Raw genomic sequence first — 25363 nt, forward strand, 5'->3', positions numbered from 1 at the left:
GCGTAAATTCATTTTACCTTAGTGCGACACAAAATTCGCCCTCCAGATGATCAATTAATGTTTCAAATGATTACGATTTTTGCTTGAGACGTCGCCATAGGGTGGTTCTGCTGATGCCAAGGTAGTCAGCGGCCGCTTCGCGATTGTGCTTGAATTTTTCCATGACCATTTCCAGTGACTCTGGCGGAGGCGGTGTATCGGAGATGGCAGGCAGGTAATGGGCAGTATTTTGCGTAATATTTTGTGAGCTTTGTGTGAAATGCAGCGTGGTATTTAATTCTGGCAAGGTTCTGGCGACGAAGCCTGGCGTCAATGCCTGTAGCGGCTCGGCCGCCAAAAACAGGGCCAGGCGTTCCATGAGATTGCGTAGTTCTCTTACATTACCTGGCCAGGCATAAGCTTGTAAGAGCATGCTGCAACTGGCGATTTCTGCATGCAGGTTGGCATGCGGCCTTACGCCCATGGCAGCTAAAGCATGCTTCAGAGACCACACTGCGAGCGGCAATAAATCGTCGACACGCTCCCGTAACGCTGGTAAGTGCAAACGCAATACCGCCAGGCGGAAATACAGGTCAGCGCGAAACTTTCCTTCTTTTACCCTGGCTTCCAGGTCGCAGTGGGTAGCACTGATGATACGCACATCAACAGGTATGGGGCGCATGCTGCCGACCCGGTTGATCTCGCGTTCTTCCAATACCCGCAAAAGCCGGGTTTGCAGGGGGAGGGGCATTTCGCCTATTTCATCAAGGAATACCGTGCCTCTGTGAGCGATTTCAAACAAACCTGCATGGCCGCCACGCTTTGAGCCTGTAAAAGCGCCTTCTTCATAGCCAAACAATTCAGATTCGAGCAAGCTTTCAGCAATTGCACCACAGTTCACGGCAACAAAGGGCTGGCGCGCCCGCGTACTCTCCCTGTGTAAAGCCTGGGCCGCCAATTCCTTGCCTGTGCCTGTTTCACCTTGTAACAATACCGTTGCAGGGGAGCGGGCGAACAGGGCAATGGACTTGCGGGTCGCCTGCATGGCAGCAGAGTCACCGCGCAAATCGTTCAGGCCATGTTTGGCGCGCAGAGATTCAGCCGCAGGGTGATGCCGTCCGCGGGCCGATTCCAGTCGTGTCAGACGGGCGATTTCCAGCGCATCATCAAAAGCCTGGCGTATCGAGGTGGCGGAATACATGAAAATGCCGGTCAGGCCAGCCTCCTCCGCCAGGTCGGTAATCAGGCCCGCGCCGACGATGACCTTGATGCCGCCCGCCTTGAGTTCACTGATCTGGGCGCGCGCATCTTCTTCTGTGACGTAGGTGCGCTGCTCCAGCTGGAAACCGAAAGTGCTTTTGAAATCGGCCAACTCTGGCATGGTTTCCTGATAATTGATGAGACCAATGGCGGGCGACACCTTGCGCGCCCTGGCCAGGGCCTGCATGACATCAAAGCCGCTGGCCTTGGCGATAACGACCGGGACTGGGAGGCGATTCTTGAGGTAGGCCCCGTTCGAGCCCGCTGCGATGACCGCATCGCACCTCTCGGTTTGCAGGCGTTCTTTCAGATATTGGGCGGCTTCTTCAAAACCCATGTGTATGGGTTCTATGTCAGCACTGACATCATATTCGACCATGATGTCGCGGAACATATCGAACAGGCGTGAGATGGACACTGTCCATATGACGGGTTTGTCGTGGGTATCGCGCAGCGCAGGTGGGTGTTTCATATGTGTTTCAATTGACGTTTCAAATTTCAATGTGAAACATTATTATGAAACAAATCTGCGGCCTTGCACAGGATTTAATATGCGTGCATGGCGAATAAGTATTTGATTTATATGCATATAGGTCTGAAACAGCAGTCTGGCCAGGGCTGCTGGCACGCCGATTGCAATACGCATCCCAGAATCTGTTTATTAACCTGAAAGCATACACATGAGTACATACTCCGCAGGTGCCGCCTTCCGCAAGGCGATGCAGGAAGAATCCCCTCTGCAAGTCGTAGGCGCAATCAATGCCAACCATGCCTTGCTGGCAAAGCGTGCCGGTTTCAAGGCGATCTACCTGTCTGGTGGCGGTGTTGCTGCCGGTTCCCTGGGCTTGCCTGATCTGGGTATTTCCAATCTCGACGATGTCCTGACCGACGTGCGTCGTATTACTGACGTTTGCGACCTGCCTTTGCTGGTGGATGTGGATACTGGCTTTGGTTCATCCGCCTTCAATGTGGCACGTACTGTCAAATCCATGATCAAGTTTGGTGCTGCTGCCATCCATATCGAAGACCAGGTAGGTGCCAAGCGTTGCGGCCATCGCCCTGGCAAGGAAATCGTCAGCAAGCAGGAAATGGTCGACCGCGTGAAAGCTGCAGTCGATGCCCGTACTGACGACAATTTCGTCATCATGGCGCGTACCGATGCGCTGGCAGTTGAAGGCCTGGAAGCAGCGATTGATCGTGCGCAAGCTTGCGTAGAGGCGGGCGCTGACATGATCTTCCCGGAAGCGATCACTGAACTGGCGATGTATAAGCAATTCGCCAATGCCGTCAAAGTGCCTATTCTGGCAAATATCACTGAATTTGGTGCTACTCCTTTGTATTCCGTCGAAGAACTGGCCGCGGTGGATGTGGGCCTGGTCTTGTATCCATTGTCCGCTTTCCGTGCCATGAACAAGGCTGCAGAAAACGTCTATGGTGCGATACGCCGCGATGGTACGCAAAAGAATGTCGTCGACACCATGCAAACCCGCATGGAATTGTATGAACGCATCAATTACCACGACTTTGAGCAAAAGCTCGATGCCCTGTTTGCGCAGCAAAAAAACAAATAATAATGATATAAGCTGTTCTGCCACTTGCGTTGCATCAAGCGAGAAGGTGGAACAGCCCTGTATATGACCTCTGGAGAAATAATCATGACTGAAGCAGTTCCTTTCAAACCTAAGAAATCCGTCGCCCTGTCTGGCGTTACTGCTGGCAATACCGCCCTGTGTACCGTAGGTAAAACCGGTAATGACCTGCATTACCGCGGTTACGATATCCTGGACGTGGCCGACGCCTGCGAGTTTGAAGAAATTGCCCATTTGCTGGTGCACGGCAAATTGCCTACCGTCGCCGAATTGCGAGGCTACAAAGCTAAACTGAAGGCCCTGCGTGGCCTGCCAGCCAATGTCAAGGCAGCACTGGAATGGCTGCCTGCATCGTCCCACCCTATGGATGTCATGCGCACTGGCGTTTCTGCACTGGGTTGCGTATTGCCAGAAAAAGATGATCATAACCACCCTGGTGCACGCGACATCGCTGACCGCCTGATGGCTTCGCTGGGCTCCATGCTGCTGTACTGGTATCACTACAGCCACAATGGCAAACGCATAGAAACGGAAACTGATGATGAATCCATAGGCGGCCATTTCCTGCACCTGCTGCATGGTGAAAAGCCAAGCGCATCATGGGAAAAAGCCATGCATACTTCATTGATACTGTATGCAGAACATGAGTTCAATGCCTCTACCTTTACTGGCCGCGTCATTGCTGGCACAGGCTCTGACATGTATTCCGCCATCACTGGCGCGATCGGTGCCTTGCGCGGTCCTAAACATGGTGGCGCGAATGAAGTGGCGTTTGAAATCCAGAAGCGTTACGACAATCCTGATGAAGCTGAAGCCGATATCAAGAAGCGCGTAGAAAACAAGGAAGTCGTGATCGGTTTCGGTCACCCTGTCTACACCATCTCTGATCCACGTAACAAGGTCATCAAGGAAGTGGCACGCAATCTGTCTAAAGAAGCCGGTGCAATGAAGATGTTTGATATCGCCGAACGTCTGGAAACCGTGATGTGGGATATCAAGAAGATGTTCCCCAACCTGGACTGGTTCTCTGCCGTGTCTTACCACATGATGGGCGTGCCGACTGCCATGTTCACACCTTTGTTCGTGATTGCCCGTACTTCAGGTTGGGCGGCGCACATCATAGAACAGCGTATCGATAACAAGATCATTCGTCCTAGCGCCAATTACGTCGGCCCTGAAGATCTGAAATTTGTTCCCTTGAATAAGCGTAAATAAGCGTAAATAAGTAAGCGTAAATAAGCAAGACAGAAGTTGCATATGAAACTGCAGGCAGATTTTTCGAAACTCAGCACCAGACGCGCTGTGAAGCAAGATCTGCCGCGCCTGCTGGAGCTCATCGCCGACGATGATCTGGGCAAGAACCGTGAAGGCGTAGGCTCGGAGGACGCATGTTATGCCGAGGCCTTTGACCGCATAGCAGCCGACGACAATCAGTTCCTGATGGTGGCTGAGCTGGATGGCCGTATTATTGCCATGCAGCAGGTCACTTTCATCCCCGGTCTGAGCAGGAAAGGCTCTACCCGCGCCATGATAGAAAGCGTGCGTGTAGATGGCTATCTGCGCGGGCAAGGTATAGGCCATTGGTTCATAGAGCAGGCCATAGACTTGGCGCGCGAGCGTGGGTGCCAGTTGGTGCAACTGACCAGCGATAAAAAGCGCATACAGGCACACAGGTTCTATGGCAGCCTGGGCTTCACAGCATCACATGAAGGCTTCAAATTGCAACTCTGAGCTGCTCTGGATTACCTTGAGCTGCCCTGAACACCGAATACTAATATTGAAAATAGCGAGCCATGAATACTCAATTCCGCAAGCCACTACCTGGCACTACTCTGGATTACTTTGATACACGTGAAGCAGTAGATGCCATCGTGACAGGTGCCTATGACAAGCTGCCCTACACCTCGCGCGTATTGGCAGAAAACCTGGTGCGCCGTTGCGACCCGGCTACGCTGACTGATTCCCTGCGCCAGTTCATAGAGCGCAAGCGCGACCTGGATTTTCCGTGGTTCCCAGCCCGTGTGGTTTGCCATGACATCCTTGGCCAGACTGCGCTGGTGGACCTGGCTGGTTTGCGCGATGCAATAGCCTTGCAAGGCGGTGACCCGGCACTGGTCAACCCTGTCGTACCTACCCAACTGGTGGTCGATCATTCGCTGGCGGTTGAGTGTGGTGGTTTTGATCCCGACGCGTTTAACAAGAATCGCGCCATTGAAGACAGGCGCAATGAAGATCGCTTTGACTTCATCAACTGGACCAAGAAGGCATTCAAGAATGTTGATGTGATCCCGCCTGGTAATGGCATCCTGCACCAGATCAATCTGGAACGCATGTCGCCAGTCGTGCAAGTGACTGATGGCGTAGCTTATCCAGATACCCTGGTCGGCACAGACAGCCATACACCGATGGTAGATGCGCTCGGTGTGATCGCGATTGGTGTAGGTGGCCTGGAAGCTGAAAGCGTCATGCTCGGTCGTGCATCCTGGATGCGTTTGCCAGACATCATAGGTGTAGAACTGACAGGCAAACCGCAAGAAGGCATCACGGCTACAGACACGGTATTGGCATTGACAGAATTCTTGCGCAATCAAAAAGTGGTCTCGTCTTACCTGGAGTTTTATGGCGAAGGCGCATCCCACCTGACCCTGGGCGACCGCGCCACCATTTCCAACATGGCACCTGAATTTGGTTCCACTGCAGCGATGTTCTACATCGACGAACAAACCATCAAATACCTGAAACTCACAGGCCGTGATGATGAACTCGTCAAACTGGTAGAAACCTATGCCAAGGAAACTGGCCTGTGGGCAGATACCCTGAAGAATGCAGAATATGAACGCGTGCTGAAGTTTGATCTGTCTTCTGTCGTGCGTAATATCGCTGGGCCGTCTAACCCGCACAAGCGTGTGCCAACGTCTGAGCTGGCTGCACGCGGCATTAGTGGTACGGTAGAAAATGAGCCTGGCCTGATGCCAGATGGCGCAGTCATCATCGCTGCGATTACCAGCTGCACCAATACTAATAACCCACGCAATATGGTGGCCGCAGGTTTGCTGGCGCGCAATGCCAACAAGCTGGGTCTGACTCGCAAACCCTGGGTCAAGAGTTCACTGGCCCCAGGTTCCAAGGCTGTGACCCTGTACCTGGAGGAAGCCAATCTCATGCCTGAGCTGGAGCAACTCGGCTTTGGCGTGGTCGCCTACGCCTGCACATCCTGCAATGGCATGTCCGGTGCGCTTGATCCTGTTATCCAAAAAGAAATCATAGACCGTAATCTGTATGCGACGGCTGTGTTGTCAGGTAACCGCAATTTTGATGGCCGTATCCATCCGTATGCGCAACAGGCTTTCCTGGCTTCGCCACCACTGGTAGTGGCATATGCGATTGCAGGCACCATCCGTTTTGATATCGAGAAAGATGTGCTGGGTCTGGATGCGGCAGGCAAGCCGGTGACACTGAAAGACATCTGGCCGACTGACGAAGAAATTGATGCCGTGGTCGCTTCCAGCGTCAAGCCTGAGCAATTCCGTAAAGTGTATATCCCCATGTTTGCCAAACAAGCAGATGATGGTGAAAAAGTCAGCCCCCTGTATGACTGGCGTCCACAGACCACCTATATCCGCCGCCCACCGTATTGGGAAGGTGCACTGGCAGGTGCGCGCAACATGAAGGGTATGCGCGCGCTGGCAGTCTTGGGTGACAACATCACGACTGACCATCTGTCACCATCGAATGCCATCATGCTCGACAGCGCCGCTGGTGAATACCTCGCCAAAATGGGTTTGCCTGAAGAAGATTTCAATTCTTATGCGACCCATCGTGGCGATCATTTGACAGCGCAACGTGCCACCTTTGCCAACCCGACCTTGAAGAATGAAATGGTCATCGTTGATGGCAAGGTCAAGGCAGGTTCACTGGCCCGCATAGAACCGGAAGGCACTGTTACCCGCATGTGGGAAGCCATAGAAACCTATATGGAGCGCAAACAGCCCTTGATCGTAATCGCTGGTGCTGATTATGGCCAGGGTTCTTCACGTGACTGGGCAGCCAAGGGTGTGCGCCTGGCGGGTGTGGAAGTGATTGTTGCTGAAGGTTTTGAGCGCATACACCGGACCAATCTGGTCGGCATGGGCGTCTTGCCGCTGGAATTCTTGCCAGGCGTGAATCGCCTGACGCTGAACATCGACGGCACAGAAACCTTTGACGTCATCGGTGATCGCATGCCACGCGCAACCCTGACCCTGATCATCAACCGCAAGAATGGTGAATCTGTAGCAGTGCCCGTGATGTGCCGCCTGGATACGGCAGAAGAAGTGTCGATTTATGAAGCTGGCGGTGTCTTGCAGCGTTTTGCTCAGGACTTTTTGGAGTCTGCCAAGGCTGCATAATTTCACTGATGCTGTTTGCAAGCGCTACTCTTGATGGAGTAGTGCTGCTTCTGAATCAAATTTTAAAGAGTTAAAGACTATGGCCCATTTTCCACAGATCAAAATCCCGGCAACCTATATGCGTGGCGGCACCAGCAAGGGCGTATTTTTCCGCCTGCAGGATTTGCCTGAGGCTGCGCAACAGCCAGGCGCAGCACGCGATGCCTTGTTGTTGCGCGTGATCGGCAGTCCCGACCCGTATGGCAAACAGATCGATGGCATGGGCGGCGCGACTTCCAGCACCAGCAAAACCGTCATCCTCTCAAAAAGCAGCAAGCCTGGCCATGATGTTGATTACCTGTTTGGCCAGGTGGCGATAGACAAGGCCTTTGTCGACTGGAGCGGCAATTGCGGCAACCTGTCTGCGGCAGTCGGTGCCTTTGCCATTAGTGCTGGTCTGGTGGATGCTGACCGTCTCCCGCAAAACGGTATAGCCACTATCCGCGTATGGCAGGCAAATATCAGCAAGACCATTATTGCTCACGTCCCGATGAGCGACGGAGCGGTACAGGAAACCGGCGATTTTGAACTTGATGGCGTGACCTTTCCAGCAGCAGAAGTACAGCTTGAATTCATGGACCCTGCCGCCGATGAAGAGGGCGCAGGTGGTTCCATGTTCCCGACTGGTAATCTGGTCGATGATCTCGTCGTACCAGGTGTGGGTACGCTGAAGGCGACCATGATCAATGCCGGCATTCCCACCATCTTTATCAATGCAGAAGCGATAGGCTATACAGGTACAGAATTGCAGGACGCCATCAATGGTGATGCCAAGGCTCTCGCCATGTTTGAAACCATACGCGCACACGGCGCCTTGCGCATGGGTTTGATCAAGGATATTTCAGAAGCAGCTCAACGCCAGCACACCCCAAAGGTTGCTTTCGTTGCCAAGGCTGTCGACTACACTTCATCCAGCGGCAAGCAAGTCCAGGCGGCAGATATCGATTTGCTGGTACGCGCCCTGTCCATGGGTAAACTGCACCACGCGATGATGGGCACGGCAGCCGTGGCTATAGGTACTGCGGCAGCCGTACCGGGTACGCTGGTAAACCTGGCTGCTGGCGGTGGAACACGCACTGCGGTGCGTTTTGGCCACCCATCCGGCACTTTGCGGGTGGGCGCTGAGGCAACACAAGTCAACGGCGAATGGAGTGTCACCAAGGCCATCATGAGCCGTAGCGCACGGGTGCTTATGGAAGGCTGGGTACGCATACCCGGCGGCAGCTTCTGATTAGAGGCCGTTGCAAAATTAACCTGGCGTTGTTGCGCCGCCTTGCCGTACTAAAGTACTGTATGCGTCGGCGACGCCTAGCCATCTTAATTTTGTAACAGCCTCTTATTTTTTAGCGAGCCTGGTAAGGCTGTAGCAAGCAAAGTAATTCAAGATAAACATATCCGACTCTCAGGTGGAAACACCTGAGAGCAGGGCAGGCTTGCGCCCGGATTTTTGCAAGGCTGTGAAATGAAGGATACTCATGTGGTACACCCTTGCTGGTAGTTTGAATTCCATCTTTATACTGATCAGCCTGTACGGTATCTGGTCACAAGTGAAGATGGTCTGGGATAGAAAGGCTGCGGCGCGGACAGCCCATGAGGTGAATGGTAGTGAGAGCGACAAGCCGACTGACTTGCTGTCCTTAAACCAGTTTACGGTCAGCTTCCTGGCGTATTGCGCATTCTTTGTTTATGGTTATTCCATACGGCCATTTAATCATTTTATTGTCTGGCCGAGGATGATAGCAGCGATGCTGATACTGGCTTTGTTGTGGGAAATTTATAGAGACCGCAAGACCAGGCTTGCTTTTGCTTCTTCCATGATGGCGACGGTAATCATGTTGCTGGCCTTGTCGGGGCTGATGATGAGCTGGATCTTTGGCGGGATTTTTATAGATGAAGGTCGCAGGGCTTCTCAAAGTCTGATTGTGCTGGTCACTCTATTTTTAGCTCAAGGATATGCGCATCAGATCAGCCTGATCTGGAAGTCAGGCAAGACCGGCGCGGTCTCTTTGAAAATGAGCCAGTTTATCCTGGCCATGGATGTGACGACGATCTTGTTTGCCTTTGCCATGGGTTTGCAGACTGGCTGGCCTTTATTGTTTTTGGCAACGGTCAGTGCCATCACCAAGCTGGCCATCATGTATCTGTTTAAATGGGTGGAGCTCAGCCCTTTGGCATTTCAGCGCAGGAGTCGTATAGCCTAAGTCTTGATTGTGAAGAATACGGTTCTAGTGATAAGAACCTGCTTACGATCTTACTGCGCGAGCGTGATCGGGGTTCATGCGCTGCTCAAAATGCTCATGTACTAAAAGTACATTCCGCTTTTTGCGCTGCTCTTCTCCCCGCTGACGCACGCTCGCTACAGATCGTAAACAGGTTCTAATAAAATGAAGGAGATACCATGTCTTATGCAGCTTTTTATCAAAAATCCATACAAGAACCTGAGGCTTTCTGGGATCAGGAAGCCAAACTGATAGACTGGCACAAACCCTATGCGCAGGTACTTGATCACAGTAGGCCACCATTCGCCAAATGGTATGTCGGTGGTGAAACCAATCTTTGCCATAACGCTGTCGACCGCTGGCTCGCAAGCCAGGCAGACCAGCCCGCGCTGATCGCCATTTCTACTGAAACCAATACAGAAAAAACCTATAGCTTTGCCGAGCTGCACGCAGAAGTCCAGCGCATGGCGGCCATCATGCTGGGGCTGGGTGTGAAGCAGGGCGACAGGGTATTGATCTACATGCCCATGATTGCTGAAGCGGCCTTTGCCATGCTCGCCTGCGCGCGCATAGGTGCAGTGCATTCTGTGGTATTCGGTGGTTTTGCTTCTAAGAGCCTGGGCACACGCATTGATGATGCCAAGCCTGTGCTGGTAGTATCGGCTGATGCAGGCATGCGTGGTGGCAATGCTGTGCCTTATAAACCTTTACTGGATGAAGCCATCACCCTGGCTGAGCACAAGCCTGCACATGTCTTGCTGGTAGATCGCGGCCTTGATGCCATGCAACTGGTAGCCGGGCGTGATGTTGATTATGCGGCTGCAAGAGCGCAGCATATGGATGCTCAGGTACCTGTAACGTGGCTGGAATCAAATGCCATGTCCTATGTCTTGTATACCTCAGGCACAACCGGCAAACCCAAAGGTGTGCAGCGTGATGTTGGTGGCTATGCAGTGGCACTGGCTTCATCGATGAAGCATATTTTCTGTGGTAAGCCGGGAGAAACTTATTTTGCGACTTCAGACATAGGTTGGGTGGTCGGCCACTCTTATATTGTCTATGGCCCACTGATCGCTGGTATGGCGACCATCATGTATGAGGGCACACCGATACGTCCTGACGCAAGTATCTGGTGGAGCATCGTCGAGAAATACAAGGTCACGCGCATGTTCTCGGCACCGACAGCGGTGCGCGTCTTGAAAAAGCATCCGTCTGAATTGATGCGCAAATATGATCTGTCTTCGCTCAAGGCCCTGTACCTGGCCGGTGAACCGCTCGATGAAACTACCTCAAGCTGGATAGCTGGTGAACTGGGTGTCTCCATCATCGATAATTACTGGCAGACAGAAACCGGCTGGCCGATTTTGACCGTGGCCCGTGGCGTGGAACAGACTGCTACCCGTCTCGGCAGCCCGGGCATAGCCATGTATGGCTACGACGTGCGTATCATCAATGAAAACACGGGTGCTGAGTGTGCGGCAAATGAAAAAGGCGTGGTTGCCATCAAAGGCCCATTGCCACCCGGTTGCATGCAAACCGTGTATGGTGATGACCAGCGCTTCGTCAATACTTACTGGTCCAATTTCTCGCACGAGCAGTTGTATTCCACCTTTGACTGGGGTATCAGGGATGCGGATGGTTACTACTTCATTCTGGGCCGTACCGATGATGTCATCAATGTTGCGGGGCACAGGCTGGGTACGCGCGAGATAGAGGAAAGCATTTCTAGCCATCCGCAAATTTCTGAAGTGGCGGTGGTGGGTGTTGAGGACAAGCTCAAGGGCCAGGTTGCCGTCGCGTTTGCCATACTCAAAAACCCGGAACTCGCTGAAACGCCAGAACAAAAGCGTGCACTGGAGGCAGCGGTCATGAGTGTGGTTGACAAGCAGTTGGGCGCTGTTGCGAGGCCGTCACGTGTGCATTTCGTCAATATGCTGCCGAAAACCCGTTCTGGTAAATTGCTGCGTCGCTCCATACAGGCGATCTGCGAGGGGCGCGAAGCAGGGGATTTGACGACGATAGAAGATCCGTCTTCCTTGCAGCAAATTCAGGCGGCGCTATTGGCTTGAATGTTGGCTTGAATATTGGCTTGAGTGTTGAGCAGGTATTGAATAAAAAATGGGGAGCAAATGCTCCCCATTTTGTTTGGTCTGGCAGAGCTTCAGATTTGCAGCGCTGCGGCCAGGGTTTGTACTTCTTCTTCTGACTCTTCCAGTATGCTATTGAGAGTGCCGTCACCCACGACAAAATCAATTTCAGAAGTATATTGTTCTGACTCTTCTGCATAAGAATGGATGTCCATGGGTGAATGCGTTGTCGCCAGTTCATTGGCCAGCAACAGGATATCTCCCAGGGTTTCTGGTGGCATCGCACGCAAGCCGAACCACAGGGCTTCTACCGCTTCCACCACAGCCTGGGGCAACATCAGGCTCTTGATGACGGCTGAACCTATTTGTGATTCAGATGATTCGCGGTCTATGATGGTGTCCAGGAATGAAGGCAGGTCATCTGGGTTGGAATCTGGTGCAGGTTCATCGCGCTCCAGCAAGGAGGGAAATTCATCAACCCGCGACAACAGGTAGAAATTGCCCACTTCATGCACGATACCCGCGAACATTGCAGTGTCGGGATCAAGTTTGGTGATGCGACGCGCAATTACGCGCGACAAGGCTGCCACCTGAGCAGTGTGCTCCCAGAGCTTGTTCGTCATGGCCTGTAACTGCTTGTTCTTGCTGCTGCCTGCCAGTTGGCGTACCACCAGCGAAGCGACGACAGCGCGCAAGGTGCGGAAGCCCAGCCTGCTGATGGCTGCTTTGACATTGGTGACATCATTGCCACGGTTGTAAGCAGCCGAATTGGCAATGGCGACCATACGGGCCGCCAGAAAAGGCTCATTCAGGACCAGCTTGGTTGCAGTTTCAATACTGCAATCAGGGTCGTCCAGGGTTTGTTGTATCTTAAGGGAAGCCGCAACATTCGTGGGGAAGACCAGCTCACCCCGTTTGGCTTGTTCAGCTATGCTGTTGAGCGCATCGATTTTATTCATCGCAATGTCTTTTGCACACGTTAAACAAACATATATTGTGGGTGCAATGGACACTTGACACCCTACCAGTCAGCCCAGGACTTGTCTTATCTTTTATTTAACAAGCCCTGCACTGGGTTCTATTCATTGCCTGTGTTTGCAGAATGAACTCACATGATTTCATTCTGCTTCAGATAGTGATGCAGGTCAATCAAGCAATAGAAAATAAATCCAAACTTGCTCAATTTGTCTTTTGGCTGTCTATCCACTTATTCACTTTGGCTTCCAATAATGCCAGAGGCAGGGTGCCATCGCTGAGTATGACGTCATGGAATTGACGCAAATCAAAGCGAGAGCCCAGGGCCGCACTGGCTTTTTGCCTGAGTTCCATGATTTTCAGTGAGCCTATTTTGTAACCCAGGGCCTGACCAGGCCATGCCATATAGCGCTCGGTTGCCTGGCGCGAGGCGGCTTCGCTATAGCCCAGGGTGGTTTGCTGGTACTGTATGGCTTGCTCACGTGTCCATCCCTTGGCATGCAAACCGGTATCTACCACCAGCCTGGTGGCACGCAAGAGCTCATCGGTCAGGTGGCCCAGATAGGCGGCCGGGTCATTCTCGAACAATCCCATGTCTTTGCCCAGGGTTTCTGCATACAAAGCCCAGCCTTCAGTATAAGCATTGTTGCCGCCAAACTTGCGGAATTTGGGGATGTCCAATTCCTGCGATGTTGCTAAATGGAAATGATGACCAGGCTGGCCCTCATGTAAGTACAGGGTTTTCATGCCTACCGTGCTGTAGTCTGCCGGATTGTTGATGACGGCCCAGAATACCCCGGGACGGGAGCCATCAAAGGCAGGCTGGGTATAATGGTCAGATGCCGTGGCGCGACTGATTTCTGGCTCGGCACGGATATCCAGTGCTGCCTTGGGCATCTTGTTAAACAGTTCAGGCAGCTTGGCTTTGACCATTTTTTCTATCTGCCGATAGCCATCCAGCACCTCTGCCTCTGTCTTGTAGGGGCGATACTGATTTTGTGTATCTATCCATGCGGGCAGGCCGACAGGGTCTCCGCTATAACCCAATTTAGGGCCCAGGGCGACAAATTCACTTTGTATGCGAGCGACTTCTTTCAAGCCCAGGGCGTGTATGGTTTCAGGGTCCAGCGTGGTGGTAGTCTGGTCGCGGACCAGGGCGCGATACCATTCATCGCCGCCTGGCAACGCACCCAGACCGCTGCTGCTGCGGCTGGCAGCCAGATAATCATGCGACAGGAATTGATTAAACTGGCGTAAGGCAGGCAATACCCTGGTCGCCAGAACCAGTTTGTATTCTTTACTCAAACGTTGTTTATCTGCATCACTGAAATCAGCCGGGAAATTCTTGATTGGCGCAAAATAAGCATGATCTTCCACTTTATCTGTCACCAGTTGCGTATATTGCGGCAGTGCAGAATCGACCAATGCTTTCGGCAGGACGATGCCACGCTTCATGCCTAGACGCATATTGCCCTTGGCTGTCACCAGCCAGCTTGGCAATTGTGCCAGGCGACGTAAAAAGATCTGGTATTGCTTCACCGTTTTCAAGGGCTGGGCACTTTGGCCCGAGGCAAAATGCGCCAGAGTCACTGGCAGGCTATCCATTTGATTGATGGGGAGTAGATACCAGCCAAATTTGCTGGTTTCCAGACTGGATTTTAGTTCATAGTCCAGACAGTCATAGCTGACCATATCAGTGGCTGATAATTGCTCGCGCTTGATCTGCGCCAGTTTGCTATAGATATCGCGCCACATGGCGACTTGTTTTGCCCAGACAGGTGCCGACATATTCGTGGGCAGTTTGTCGTCGTAACGGGTATCACCGTTATAGGTGGCACCTACGGGGTCAAAAGCGGTTTGTTTTTCATAAAATTCATCGGCCAGCTTGTTCAGACGCTTACCTTCTTCCAGCGTTGCCGCCGATACGATAGTTTTCACCGTAGGATGGGGCATTTTGGTCGCGGCCATGGCCTTATTTGCAAGCAGGGCAGAACCGATCAAGCCCGCTGAAAAGAGTATGCCTGGTAGTAAGCGTAATTTGCTCATGAAAATTTCCCGAGGAATAGTAAAAAATAGTTTGCAAGCATACCACTGTGCATGCGCCAGCCAACTATGACTTTGCGCAAGCCTTTGTGGTTTCGCAACAAGACAGGGGCTGGGAATGAAAATAAATCCTGCCATTCTTATCTTTTTGCATAAAGCTTTTTGTTCTTCTACCGTTACCTTTGTAGATCACGCATATTCCATTTGAATGACAATTTCTTTATGCGTGCGGATGGAACTGATATAGGGCAGGGGATACCTGTCATGCGCGGTCGCGTTCTTTTTTGCAATGCGAGGGTTTGCTATTGCTTATGAAATGCATAAAGCGTAATGCGTCTGTGTGGGTTCCGGTTTTTTTATTGGCAGCTCAAGGCTGGAGCGCATCATGAAAATTGCTTCCTCGGATATTTCTCTCGCATCTCAATATGTAGCAACAGCGACTCTGGAAACTCAGGAAAAACTGCGTGCCTGGGTAGGTAACAAGCGCCCTGATTTCGAAGGCAGGAATGCCAGCTCGCCTGCCAATCTGAGAAATTCTTCCGCCAATGTACAAATCTCCGATGCAGCGCGTGCTGCCCAGGCCGCGCCTGTTGCAGACTCAACGGCGCCTGCTGATTCGGTACAAAAAGCCAGCGATGAAGCTGATAACGATCCACGCATACGTTTGATCAAGTACATCGTAGAACTGATGACGGGCAAGAAAATTAATCTATTCAACAGCGCAGACATCAAGTCAGATGCCAGCACTGCAGCAGCTGCCAGCGCAGCGCCAGTTGAGGCTGCAACGCCGACCCCATCGCCGCAGCCGCAAGGCTGGGGTGTTGAGGTGGATACGCACCAGTCCTATACTGAAACCGAACAGACTTCCTTCCAGGCCAGTGGCAAGATAGTCACTGCGGACAATAAGGAAATTGATTTTAATCTCTCCTTCCAGCTTAGTCGCAGCTATCATGAAGAAAGCAGTGCCAGTGTACGCCTGGGGGATGGCAAGAAAGTCGATCCGCTGGTCATCAATTTTGATGGTAATTCTGCGCAACTGACATCGCAGAAATTTTCTTTTGATTTGAACGCCGATGGTAAGAAAGAAGACATTTCTTTTGTCAAAGGCGCAGGCTTCCTGGCGCTGGATAAGAATAATGATGGCAAGATTAATGACGGCAGCGAATTGTTTGGGCCGGGCACAGGTAATGGTTTTTCTGAGTTGGCCGCCTATGACAGTGATGGCAATCACTGGATAGATGAAAACGATGCGATTTACCAAAAATTGAAAGTCTGGACCAAGGATAGTGCTGGCAAGGATCAGTTGCAAAGCCTGAAGCAGGCGAATGTGGGAGCTTTGTATCTCGGTAATGTGAGCACGGATTTCGCCTTGAACAATGCACAAAACCAGTCGAATGGACAACTCCGTTCTTCAGGCATCTGGCTGAGTGAAGATGGCAAGGCGCATAATTTACAGCAAGTTGATTTATCGGTTTGAGTTATACATAGGCATTAAAAAGAACAGCTCCTTTAAGGATTAAGGAGCTGTTTTTGTCTTTATTGGGCTTTTACCCCTACGTCTTTACAGGGGCAGCAGCTTGTAGGGTGCGCCATGCGCACCATTTATACATACGCAATTTTGAATGAACCCCGCATTCCTGATGAATTTTTGCCTATGAGGACGGTGCGCACGGCGCACCCTGCACAATTATCCGGCTACCCACCTGTCATTGCTGCTCAGGGCGAATCAGGATTTTAAAACTCTTCCCAGTCATCATTACCACCTGCAGATGGTTTTTCCATGCTGGATTTTCTAGCGGGTGATTTTTCTGCCGCTTTGCTCGCTGCTACTGGTGCTTTGCTGATTTTTAAAGTGGTACTTGCTGTTTTTTGCGGCCTGGGACTGGCTTTACTGACAGTCGCAGCAGGCTGAGTTTTTACCACATTATCAAGTTTGAAAACACTGACAGCCTGGGCCAGGGCACCTGCTTGTTCCTGCATGCTTTCAGCTGCTGCCGCTGCTTGTTCCACCAGGGCAGAATTTTGCTGTGTCATTTCATCCATGTGGGTAATGGCGAGATTGACTTGTTCTATACCTGCACTTTGCTCCTGGCTGGCGGCAGTGATTTCACTCATGATATCTGCCACATGTTTGATGGAGGTGACGATCTCATCCATGGTCATGCCAGCCTCATCCACAAGCTTGTTACCCAAGTTGACTTTTTCTACTGAGTCATCAATCAGGGTCTTGATTTCTTTGGCGGCGCTGGCACTGCGTTGTGCCAGGTTCCTGACTTCGGCAGCAACCACGGCAAAGCCGCGACCTTGCTCACCGGCGCGGGCTGCTTCAACAGCGGCATTCAGTGCCAGGATATTGGTCTGGAAGGCAATGCCATCGATGACACCAATGATGTCAACGATCTTGCCCGAGCTATCCTTGATGGAACCCATGGTATTGACGACCTGGCCAACGATATGTCCACCCTTGGTGGCAACTTGCGTGGCAGAGATCGCCAGTTGATTGGCCTGACGCGCATTGTCGGCATTTTGCTTGACAGTAGAGGTCAGTTCTTCCATGGATGAAGCAGTTTCTTCCAGTGAACTGGCTTGCGACTCTGTCCTGCTCGATAAGTCAGCGTTGCCAGAGGCAATTTCACTGGAGGCAGTAGAGATCATGGCGGTGCTGCTATGCACCTGACTGATGGTCATGACCAGGCTATTATTCATATCAGCCAGGGCACTTAAGAGTTGGCCGGTTTCATCGCGAGTACGCACTTCTATGCGGCCAGTCAGATCGCCATTGGCAACCTTGGTCGCCACCTTGACAGCTTCATCCAGCGGATTGGTAATTGAGCGTGAAATCCAGGCTGCAAAGGCAGTGCTGATGAGCAGGGCAATAATGCCCAGGATAATCATCAGATTGCGTGAAAACATGATAATGCTTTTGATTTCCTCACCATTGGAACTCATGTCTTTTTTCTGTATGGCACAAAGTTTGTCGATATCAATCAGGGATTGTTTCAGTGCAGGGAAGGTGGATTTCTGCATCATGGCGATGGCTTCATCTTTTTGATCGAGTTCTATCAAGTCACCAGTCTTGCTGAAAGCAGAGACAAAAGCGGCATTGGAGACGATCAATTTTTCAACGGCTTCTTTTTCATCGGCTGGTATAGCCAGTTTTTTGGAAATTTCAAGCAGGGCATTGATTTTTTTCTTATTGGCGTCAATAGCACCATACTGCGCTGTACGGGCTTTTTGATCCGGGGTAATGAATAACTCCAGCGTACGGCTGCCATTTTCTTGGATGAGGGCTGAAATCTCCAGTGCACTGATGACGCCTACTGCATCATCTTCGAGGATTTCCTTATTGCGGTCGGCAATGTCATTGAGCCTTACCACGCTGATAATAACCATCAACAGCATGGTCAGCAAGGTCAGGCCGAAGCCAAAGCTGAGACGTACCCTGATTTTAAAGTTACTGAAGTTCATGGCGGGATTCCTGTACAGATCAGTTTTAGGAAAGCGAACGACGGCGTATTTCTGTTTTCAGCATACCTAAAATCGGGGGGCTTTGCAGAGTAAACTGATAATTAGTCGCACCAGTTGTCTGTTTCCTGACAGTTTGATGTTTTCCTTCATGTAAAATCGAAGAATACTTGATGAAAATAGAGGAATTATGAAGCTGGCAACACTGAAGGATGGCTCCAGGGACGGGCAATTACTGGTTGTTTCACGCGATTTGAAAACCGCCGCGATTGCTGATGGCATTGCGCCGACTTTACAACGCGCCATGGATGACTGGAATTTTATCCAGCCTCAGCTCGAAGAATTGTATAACCGCCTGAACGCCGGGCGGGCAGCCAACAGTTTTGAGTTTGAACCCAAAAACTGCATGGCCCCTTTGCCACGTGCATTTCAATGGGCAGATGGCTCATCCTATGTCAATCATGTAGAGCTGGTGCGCAAGGCCAGGAATGCCGAGATGCCTGAGAGCTTCTGGCATGACCCCCTGATGTATCAGGGTGGCAGCGATGATTTTATCGGCCCTTGCGATGATATTGTCATGGGCTCTGAAGAATGGGGCATCGATTTTGAAAGCGAAATCGCCGTAGTGACTGGCGATGTGCCCATGGGCGTCAAGGTGCAGCACGCAGCTGACCATATACGCTTGCTGATGCTGGTCAACGACGTATCCTTGCGCAACCTGATCCCGGCTGAACTGGCAAAAGGTTTTGGCTTCTTCCAGTCCAAGCCTGCTTCCAGTTTCTCTCCTGTTGCGGTGACGCCAGATGAACTGGGTGAAGCATGGAAAGCTGGCAAAGTCCATCTGGCCCTGCGTTCCAGTGTCAATGGCATGCTGGTCGGCCAACCGAATGCCGGGGTGGACATGGTATTTTCTTTCCCACAATTGATTACCCACCTGTGCAAGACCAGGAATGCCAGGGCTGGCACTATCATAGGTTCTGGCACGGTGTCGAACAAGGATGCCAGCAAGGGTTATAGCTGCATCGCTGAAAAACGCGCTTTGGAAATGATCGCCGTTGGCGAGCCAGTGACACCGTTCATGAAATTTGGTGACAGTATCAAGATAGAAATGCTGGATAAAAATGGCAAATCCATTTTTGGCGCAATCGATCAAAGCGTGGTCGAGCCAGACGCGTAAATTTTCAGGATGATGCAGTATTCTGGAAATTACACTTGGTCATCCGCTGTTTCAATAAACTGTCCTGGAGTGCTGCATGTTTTTGATTTTTTCATATTCTTTTCGGAGTGCTGTGGTCGCAGCACTGAGCCTGGGCAGTTTGCAGGCGCAGGCACAGATCAGAGTAGGCATCAACCTGTCGACCACCGGCCCAGCGGCGGCGATAGGAGCTTCTTCCAAGAACACCGTCATGCTGTGGCCCAAGGAAATTGCTGGCAAAAAAGTGGAGTACATCCTGCTCGATGATGCCAGTGATCCCGGCAATGCAGTCAAGAATGCGCGCAAACTCATCACTGAAGAAAAGGTCGATGTCATCGTTGGCCCGAATACCACGCCCAGTGCTCTGGCGATGCTGGAAACCGTGGCCGAGAACGAGACGCCCATGATTACCCTGGCGGCATCAGCCAGCATCGTTGAACCCATGGATGCCAGGCGTGCCTGGGTTTTCAAGATGCCGCAAAATGATACCCATATGACGACCATATTGACGCAGCATATGGCAGACCATGGCGTCAAGACTGTGGCCTTTATTGGTTTTGCCGATGCCTATGGTGAAGGCTGGTGGCGAGAGTTTTCCAAGTTGGCTGAGCTGCGTCATATCAGGATCGTTGCGAATGAGCGTTTTGCCCGTACTGATACCAGCGTCACCGGGCAAGTGTTGAAAATGATGGCAGCCAAACCAGATGCCGTGCTCATCGCCGGTTCTGGCACGCCCGCAGTCTTGCCACAAAAAACCTTGATAGAGCGAGGTTTCAAGGCACAGATTTACCAGACCCATGGTATTGCCAGTCTGGAGTTTTTGAAGCTTGGTGGCAAGGATGTAGAAGGCACTTTATTCCCTACCGGGCCAGCCGTGGTTGCCTTGCAACTGCCCGATCAACATGCCGTCAAAAAAATCTCTGTTGATTTTGTCCGTCGATATGAAGCGGCGTATGGCGCAGGCAGCACCACCCAGTTTGCAGGGGACGCCTGGGGAGCATACATGTTGCTGGCAAATGCCATTCCTGAGGCTTTGAAAACTGCGCAACCGGGCAGCAAGGCTTTCAGGTTAGCCTTGCGTGCTGCACTGGAAAACACCAAAGGCCTGGTGGTGCCACAAGGTGTCATTAATATGAGCGCAACAGATCATGTAGGACTGGATCAGCGCTCTCGTGTCATGGGTAAAATCCAGGGTGGGAAGTTTGTGTATGCCTATGGCGGTTAATTTACCTGCTTAATACATAAAGTAAAACGCTCAATTCTTTAGAATTGAGCGTTTTTTTATTGCCTGCCTAACTGGAAGAAAACATTTTTTGCGCCACTTTGCCCGACTGCAAAACCCAGGTAGATAGGGCCTATGAAACTGTTGAAACCAGCAAACAGGCTGACACTCTTGCGCAATGACTTAAGCGACATTGAATCCCCTCGTTCCCAGACATTACCTGCTTCCAGAGATGTACCAAGAAAGAGGCTTTGTCCCGCCAAATCAAACTTCACGGCGCGCAGCAAATATGTCAGGCTGCCATAAACCATAAAGTCACCAGTGAACTGGTCAGGCTGATAGGCAGACAATTGCTGAAAGCCGCCAAGGGTAGAGCCTATGCCGCGCACATCTGTCCCTTTCTGGAACAGCCCGGCTGCATTCAGTTTCAGGTTGATGCTGTGGTTATTGATGCTATTGGTCCAGGTGGTATTGATCGCCACTTCCTGGAAGTTTTTATGGGTGTCACTTGTGCCGACGAAAGCACTGGCATCCACTTTATAGCCATAGCGCGGGAAACTGACATCACTGAGCTGATCTATGACGATTGCCGTCTTCAGGCCAAATTGTTGCAAGTCTGCGCTCGGCAGTGATTCCACTTTTACACTGCCATCTTGATTTTGCAGCAAGTAACCACCTATCTTGGGTCGTACGCGGTAGTGGTTGAAGTTCAAGCCCAGCTTGGCTTCACCCAGTATGCTTTGTTCACCTAAGCGAAAACCAAGATCCAGCCCCAGCTTGTCACTACGGAAGTTATATTCAGCAATGCGGGTATTGTCGCTATATAAATTTCTGGTGTTTTGTCCAATCTCTGCAAATGGTGCGAGGTACATACCCTCGCGCTCAAACAGGGGTTGTCGCAACTCGGTATGGTATTTGATGCTATTGCCAAATTCCAGGTCATTGCGCCATTCCAGACCGCCATCGGTCAGCCAGGGGCGTCTGTGACCAACCTGCAGCTTGAAGCCGCCTGTGCCTTCAAAGCCGCTTGATAGCGCCAGACCAAAGCGCAGGAAATGCGGTCCCCAGTTGCGGCCATTGGCATTCACGCGTATGCCATATTCGCCATCACGCTCCACCAGCTCGTGGTTGATACTGTCAAATTCGCGGGCATTATTCAGTATGGCCAGCTTGCGGTTGATATCTTCTGCCTTGTATTCATGGCCTGTAAGTATATTCAACTGGCGGCGTATGTCACTTTCAGGCACGGCGCCGTTGGTGACGACGTCGACAAATTGTATTTTGATCGGCGGTAGTTGAGGGTTGAGACGTATCTCATGCTTGATGGCATAAACTTCGGCTGGCAGACTATACGCGGCCAGTTTTGCATTCAGGGCAGAGGTGGCTTTTTCACCGATGAGTACAGCTTCCTTTGATCTGGCAAAGTCCATGAAGCTGATATTGCCCAGATTGGGTTCTATTAATAAGTCATTCGGCGCAAGCAGTGCTTTTTGGGCTTCCACATTTTGCTCGGTTAATATGTTAACCATTTGCTGGCTAACATTGAACAGGGTCAGTAACTGGTCGCGTGGCATCAAGGGGGTGCCGATGTTGACGGCAATTACCACATCTGCACCCATCTGTTTTGCTATATCCACGGGCAGGTTTCTGACCAGTCCACCATCGGACAATAATCTGCCATCGATTTCTATGGGGGCAAATACGCCCGGCGCAGCCATGCTGGCACGTATGGCTTTATGTAGCGGGCCCTTGGTAAAGACCACCATTTTCCCGGTTTCCATATCTGTGGCCAGTGTGCGGAAAGGGATGGGAAGCTTGTCAAAATCAATATCAGGCTGTAGATGTGCTGTCCAATTCTGCAATATTTCGAGAAACTGGCTGGCCTGCACCACGCCCGCTGGCAGCCTGACACCATTGGCACTCAAGCCCAGGGTGGCACCTAGTGGGTATTGTTCATCTTCTTCCCTGACGTTCTGGGGCAGGTAGCGTCTTTCTACCCGGTCAAGGGCAATGTCATTGAGTTTCAAGGCATCCAGCTTGGCTTCGATTTCGTTGGCAGAAAAACCTGCTGCATACAGACCGCCTACCACCGCTCCCATACTGGTAGCAGCGATACAATCAATCGGAATACGTAACTCTTCCAGTACCTTGAGTACACCTACATGGGCAAAGCCACGTGCGCCGCCGCCAGACAAGGCCAGGCATATCCTGGGGGGCTTTACTGGTGTTGCAGGGACTGTAATACTTTCAGCGTGGGATAGATGTGGGATCAGCAAACTGCTGACAAGGATGAAAACTAGATGTAAAAATGATTTATGCATGTTGTAATTGGTGGAAACATGGAATTCTTGGCTCAGGGTCTATATACTAACGCATGCATATAAAACGATGCTAACCTAGGTATAATTGCATAAGAGATTATCCTCGCCTTTACAAAAAAACTACCCCATGAACCTACATCAATTGCGCTTTGTACGCGAAGCTGTAAGACAGAATTTTAATCTGACTGAGGCTGCCAAGGCCTTATTTACATCGCAGCCCGGTGTTTCCAAGGCAATTATTGAGCTGGAAGAGGAATTGGGTGTTGACATTTTTACACGACACGGCAAGCGCATACGTGGTTTGACGGAGCCGGGCAGGGCGGTGTTGAAGTCGGTTGAACTGATTATGCAAGAAATTGATGGACTGAAACGCATAGGCAAGGAATTTGCAGCGCAGGACAGTGGTAGCTTCACCATTGCCACCACCCACACCCAGGCACGCTATGCCTTGCCCAAGGTGGTGCAAGCCTTCATGCAAAAATATCCCAAGGTAAGATTGTCCTTGTTGCAAGGTAATCCCAAGCAAATTGCCGAAATGGTCATGCGCGATCAGGCCGACATTGCGATTGCGACGGAGGCCATCGCTGGCTTTGATGGCTTGATTTCCTTGCCATGCTATCAATGGGAACATGTGGTTGTCGTGCCGGTTGAGCATCCCTTGTTGAAATTAAAGAACATCAGCCTGGAAGAAATTGCCCATTATTCCCTGATTACCTATGATGCTGCCTTTGCCGGTCGCAGCAAGATAGACCATGCTTTCCAGATACGTAACCTGAAGCCGGATATTCTGCTGGAAGCAATTGATGCCGACGTCATCAAGACTTATGTGGAACTGGGAATGGGTGTTGGCATTATTGCTGGCATGGCTTTTGATGCAGAACGTGACAAGAATTTGCGCGCCATACCCGTAGGGCAATTGTTTGGCATGAATATCTCGCGAGTAGCGATCAAGCAGGGCGCTTATTTGCGCAGCTATATTTATACCTTCATAGAATTGCTGAACCCTACCCTGAACCGTAAAATGATAGACAATGTCATGCAGGGTAATAAGGATACTTACGATTTATGAGCATGCAGGCACTGAGTAGCTGGCCTGCAGAGCAATGCAGGCAGGTGCGCGGGATATTGACGGATATTGATGACACCTTCAGTAGTCATGGCAAGCTGACCGTTGCTGCACTGGCTGCGCTGGACCGTGCAAAAACTGCAGGTTTGCGGCGCATAGCCGTGACAGGGCGACCTACTTACTGGACCTTGCCTTTATTGAGGCTATGTGATTTTGATGCCGTCATTGCAGAAAATGGTGCGAGTGCTTTCTGGATAGATAGCGAGGGCAGGCAACAGACCATGTACTATGCTGATGCAGCAACCCGCTCGCAGCACAGGCAGCGCCTGCTGGATTTTGCTGACATCATGCGCCAGCATTTCCCGAATGTATTGCCTGCTGCCGATGCGGCACAACGCATAGGTGATCTGGCTTTTGATATTGCGGAAAATATCCCTGCGATACCACTGTCACAATTGAATGAAGTCGTGGCCTTGATACGTGAACATGGTTTGTATGCAACCACTAGCAGCATCCATGCCCATGCCTCGGTTGCACCATTCAGCAAGCAAAGCATGAGTCAGCGTTTGCTGCATGAAGTATTTGGCGTCAGTGATGATGCCGCAAAAAAGAACTATGTATTTATTGGCGATTCTGCCAATGATGCCAGCATGTTTGCCCATTACCCGCTTTCGGTCGGGGTGGCAAACATACGCAAATACCTGGACAGGTTTGAGGCCCACCCGGCCTATGTCTGCAATGCTGAATTTGGCGAGGGATTTGTAGAGTTGGTAGATTTTCTGTTGAAAGATAAAAATGAGTGAAAATAAAATGCGCGAATACTATGCGCAACGTGCCCAGACTCTGGAAAAAGTGTATCAAAAGCCAGAGCGCCAGCAAGACTTGCGTGAAATCCAGAGCAAAGTGCTGGATGTATTGAAAGACCAGAGCGTGCTGGAAGTAGCCTGCGGCACAGGCTATTGGACTGAGCGTTTCGCGCCTGTTGCAAGCACCGTTCTAGCGACTGATTATTGCCAGCCCATGCTGGATGTAGCGCAGGCCAAATCTTATCCAGAGAGTAAAGTGCAATTTGCCCTGGCTGACCTGCATGACTTGCCTGCAGCAACAGCTGGTCAATATACGACTTGTTTTGCCGGTTTTTTCTGGTCGCATGTCATGCGTGATGATCAGACCAGTTTGCTGGGCCATCTCAGCAAGGTGACAGGCAAGGGTACTACTCTGGTCCTGATCGACAATAATTATGTCGAAGGCAGTAGCACAGTGATAGCCCGCACTGATCTTGAAGGCAATACCTTTCAGTTACGCAAGCAGGAAGATGGTAGCCGGGTGGAAATACTCAAGAACTTCCCTACCGATAGCGCATTGCGCAAAAAGTTTGGTCCTGCTGTACGCGATATCCGTATTTTCAGAAACACTTACTACTGGATGCTGACCTGTGTATTGAAGTAGGTTTTTGATGAAATGAGTTCAACTCACTTCTAGTATTGTCCCTCGAAAGCCTGCCGTGATACATTG

General features: G+C 51.1%; 18 protein-coding genes. 13 read left to right on the forward strand and 5 right to left on the reverse strand.

Features of this window, described 5'->3' with window-relative positions; translation table 11 throughout:
- Positions 1-70: 70 nt before the first annotated feature.
- A complete protein-coding gene (gene prpR / locus ACO0LF_RS01085) occupies positions 71-1711 on the reverse strand; it encodes a propionate catabolism operon regulatory protein PrpR (protein WP_423011133.1) in 1641 nt (546 codons plus the stop codon).
- A 208-nt stretch (positions 1712-1919) separates the two neighbouring features.
- On the opposite strand from prpR, the gene prpB reads away from it, so the two are divergent.
- The 7 genes from prpB (at position 1920) to ACO0LF_RS01120 (ending at position 11543) form a co-directional block, all read left to right on the forward strand.
- Positions 1920-2810 carry a methylisocitrate lyase gene (gene prpB, locus ACO0LF_RS01090; protein WP_423011135.1) on the forward strand — a complete coding sequence of 297 codons (891 nt, stop codon included), beginning with the start codon at positions 1920-1922 and terminating at the stop codon, positions 2808-2810.
- Between the two features lie 84 nt (positions 2811-2894).
- Positions 2895-4043, forward strand: a complete 1149-nt coding sequence (gene prpC / locus ACO0LF_RS01095) for a bifunctional 2-methylcitrate synthase/citrate synthase (RefSeq protein WP_110254118.1) — start codon at positions 2895-2897, stop codon at positions 4041-4043.
- Positions 4044-4085: 42 nt separating this feature from the next.
- Complete coding sequence (locus ACO0LF_RS01100; protein WP_423011137.1) at positions 4086-4559, forward strand: GNAT family N-acetyltransferase; 474 nt, start codon at positions 4086-4088, stop codon at positions 4557-4559.
- Between the two features lie 62 nt (positions 4560-4621).
- On the forward strand, positions 4622-7216 hold the full coding sequence (acnD, locus tag ACO0LF_RS01105) for a Fe/S-dependent 2-methylisocitrate dehydratase AcnD (protein ID WP_423011139.1): 2595 nt from the start codon (positions 4622-4624) through the stop codon (positions 7214-7216).
- Between the two features lie 79 nt (positions 7217-7295).
- Positions 7296-8486 (forward strand): 2-methylaconitate cis-trans isomerase PrpF, encoded by a 1191-nt coding sequence (prpF, locus tag ACO0LF_RS01110; protein ID WP_423011141.1) that lies wholly within the window; start codon positions 7296-7298, stop codon positions 8484-8486.
- Between the two features lie 244 nt (positions 8487-8730).
- Positions 8731-9456, forward strand: a complete 726-nt coding sequence (locus tag ACO0LF_RS01115) for a hypothetical protein (RefSeq protein ID WP_423011143.1) — start codon at positions 8731-8733, stop codon at positions 9454-9456.
- Positions 9457-9653: 197 nt separating this feature from the next.
- Entirely contained in the window at positions 9654-11543 is a 1890-nt protein-coding gene (locus tag ACO0LF_RS01120) for a propionate--CoA ligase (protein WP_423011145.1), read from the forward strand.
- A gap of 92 nt (positions 11544-11635) precedes the next feature.
- Here the strand turns inward: ACO0LF_RS01120 and ACO0LF_RS01125 are convergent, their stop codons facing one another.
- Entirely contained in the window at positions 11636-12520 is an 885-nt protein-coding gene (locus ACO0LF_RS01125; protein ID WP_423011147.1) for an HDOD domain-containing protein, read from the reverse strand.
- Between the two features lie 220 nt (positions 12521-12740).
- Positions 12741-14582, reverse strand: a complete 1842-nt coding sequence (locus ACO0LF_RS01130) for a DUF885 domain-containing protein (protein WP_423011149.1) — start codon at positions 14580-14582, stop codon at positions 12741-12743.
- 382 nt (positions 14583-14964) lie between these two features.
- Here ACO0LF_RS01130 and ACO0LF_RS01135 point away from each other — a divergent pair, with 382 nt between their 5' ends.
- Positions 14965-16056 (forward strand): hypothetical protein, encoded by a 1092-nt coding sequence (locus ACO0LF_RS01135; RefSeq protein ID WP_423011151.1) that lies wholly within the window; start codon positions 14965-14967, stop codon positions 16054-16056.
- 257 nt (positions 16057-16313) lie between these two features.
- On the opposite strand, the gene ACO0LF_RS01140 is transcribed toward ACO0LF_RS01135, so the two are convergent.
- Positions 16314-18047, reverse strand: a complete 1734-nt coding sequence (locus tag ACO0LF_RS01140; RefSeq protein WP_423011153.1) for a methyl-accepting chemotaxis protein — start codon at positions 18045-18047, stop codon at positions 16314-16316.
- Between the two features lie 187 nt (positions 18048-18234).
- Between ACO0LF_RS01140 and ACO0LF_RS01145 the strand changes: the two genes are divergently transcribed.
- Together ACO0LF_RS01145 and ACO0LF_RS01150 are read left to right on the forward strand one after the other, a co-directional pair.
- A complete protein-coding gene (locus tag ACO0LF_RS01145) occupies positions 18235-19221 on the forward strand; it encodes a fumarylacetoacetate hydrolase family protein (protein ID WP_423011155.1) in 987 nt (328 codons plus the stop codon).
- Positions 19222-19297: 76 nt separating this feature from the next.
- On the forward strand, positions 19298-20464 hold the full coding sequence (locus ACO0LF_RS01150) for an ABC transporter substrate-binding protein (protein ID WP_423011157.1): 1167 nt from the start codon (positions 19298-19300) through the stop codon (positions 20462-20464).
- A 56-nt stretch (positions 20465-20520) separates the two neighbouring features.
- On the opposite strand, the gene ACO0LF_RS01155 is transcribed toward ACO0LF_RS01150, so the two are convergent.
- Positions 20521-22737, reverse strand: coding sequence for a patatin-like phospholipase family protein (locus tag ACO0LF_RS01155; protein WP_423011159.1), 2217 nt, complete (start codon positions 22735-22737; stop codon positions 20521-20523).
- Between the two features lie 172 nt (positions 22738-22909).
- Between ACO0LF_RS01155 and ACO0LF_RS01160 the strand changes: the two genes are divergently transcribed.
- From ACO0LF_RS01160 to ACO0LF_RS01170, 3 genes are read left to right on the forward strand one after another with little or no spacing between them, the layout of a single operon-like run.
- Positions 22910-23851, forward strand: coding sequence for a CysB family HTH-type transcriptional regulator (locus ACO0LF_RS01160; protein ID WP_423000588.1), 942 nt, complete (start codon positions 22910-22912; stop codon positions 23849-23851).
- A complete protein-coding gene (locus tag ACO0LF_RS01165; RefSeq protein WP_423011161.1) occupies positions 23848-24651 on the forward strand; it encodes an HAD family hydrolase in 804 nt (267 codons plus the stop codon). The genes ACO0LF_RS01160 and ACO0LF_RS01165 overlap by 4 nt, the downstream gene beginning before the upstream one ends.
- Entirely contained in the window at positions 24644-25297 is a 654-nt protein-coding gene (locus ACO0LF_RS01170) for a class I SAM-dependent methyltransferase (RefSeq protein ID WP_423011163.1), read from the forward strand. The genes ACO0LF_RS01165 and ACO0LF_RS01170 overlap by 8 nt, the downstream gene beginning before the upstream one ends.
- Positions 25298-25363 lie beyond the last annotated feature (66 nt).

This window comes from Undibacterium sp. Di27W, assembly GCF_049340345.1.
GTDB lineage: Bacteria > Pseudomonadota > Gammaproteobacteria > Burkholderiales > Burkholderiaceae_D > Undibacterium.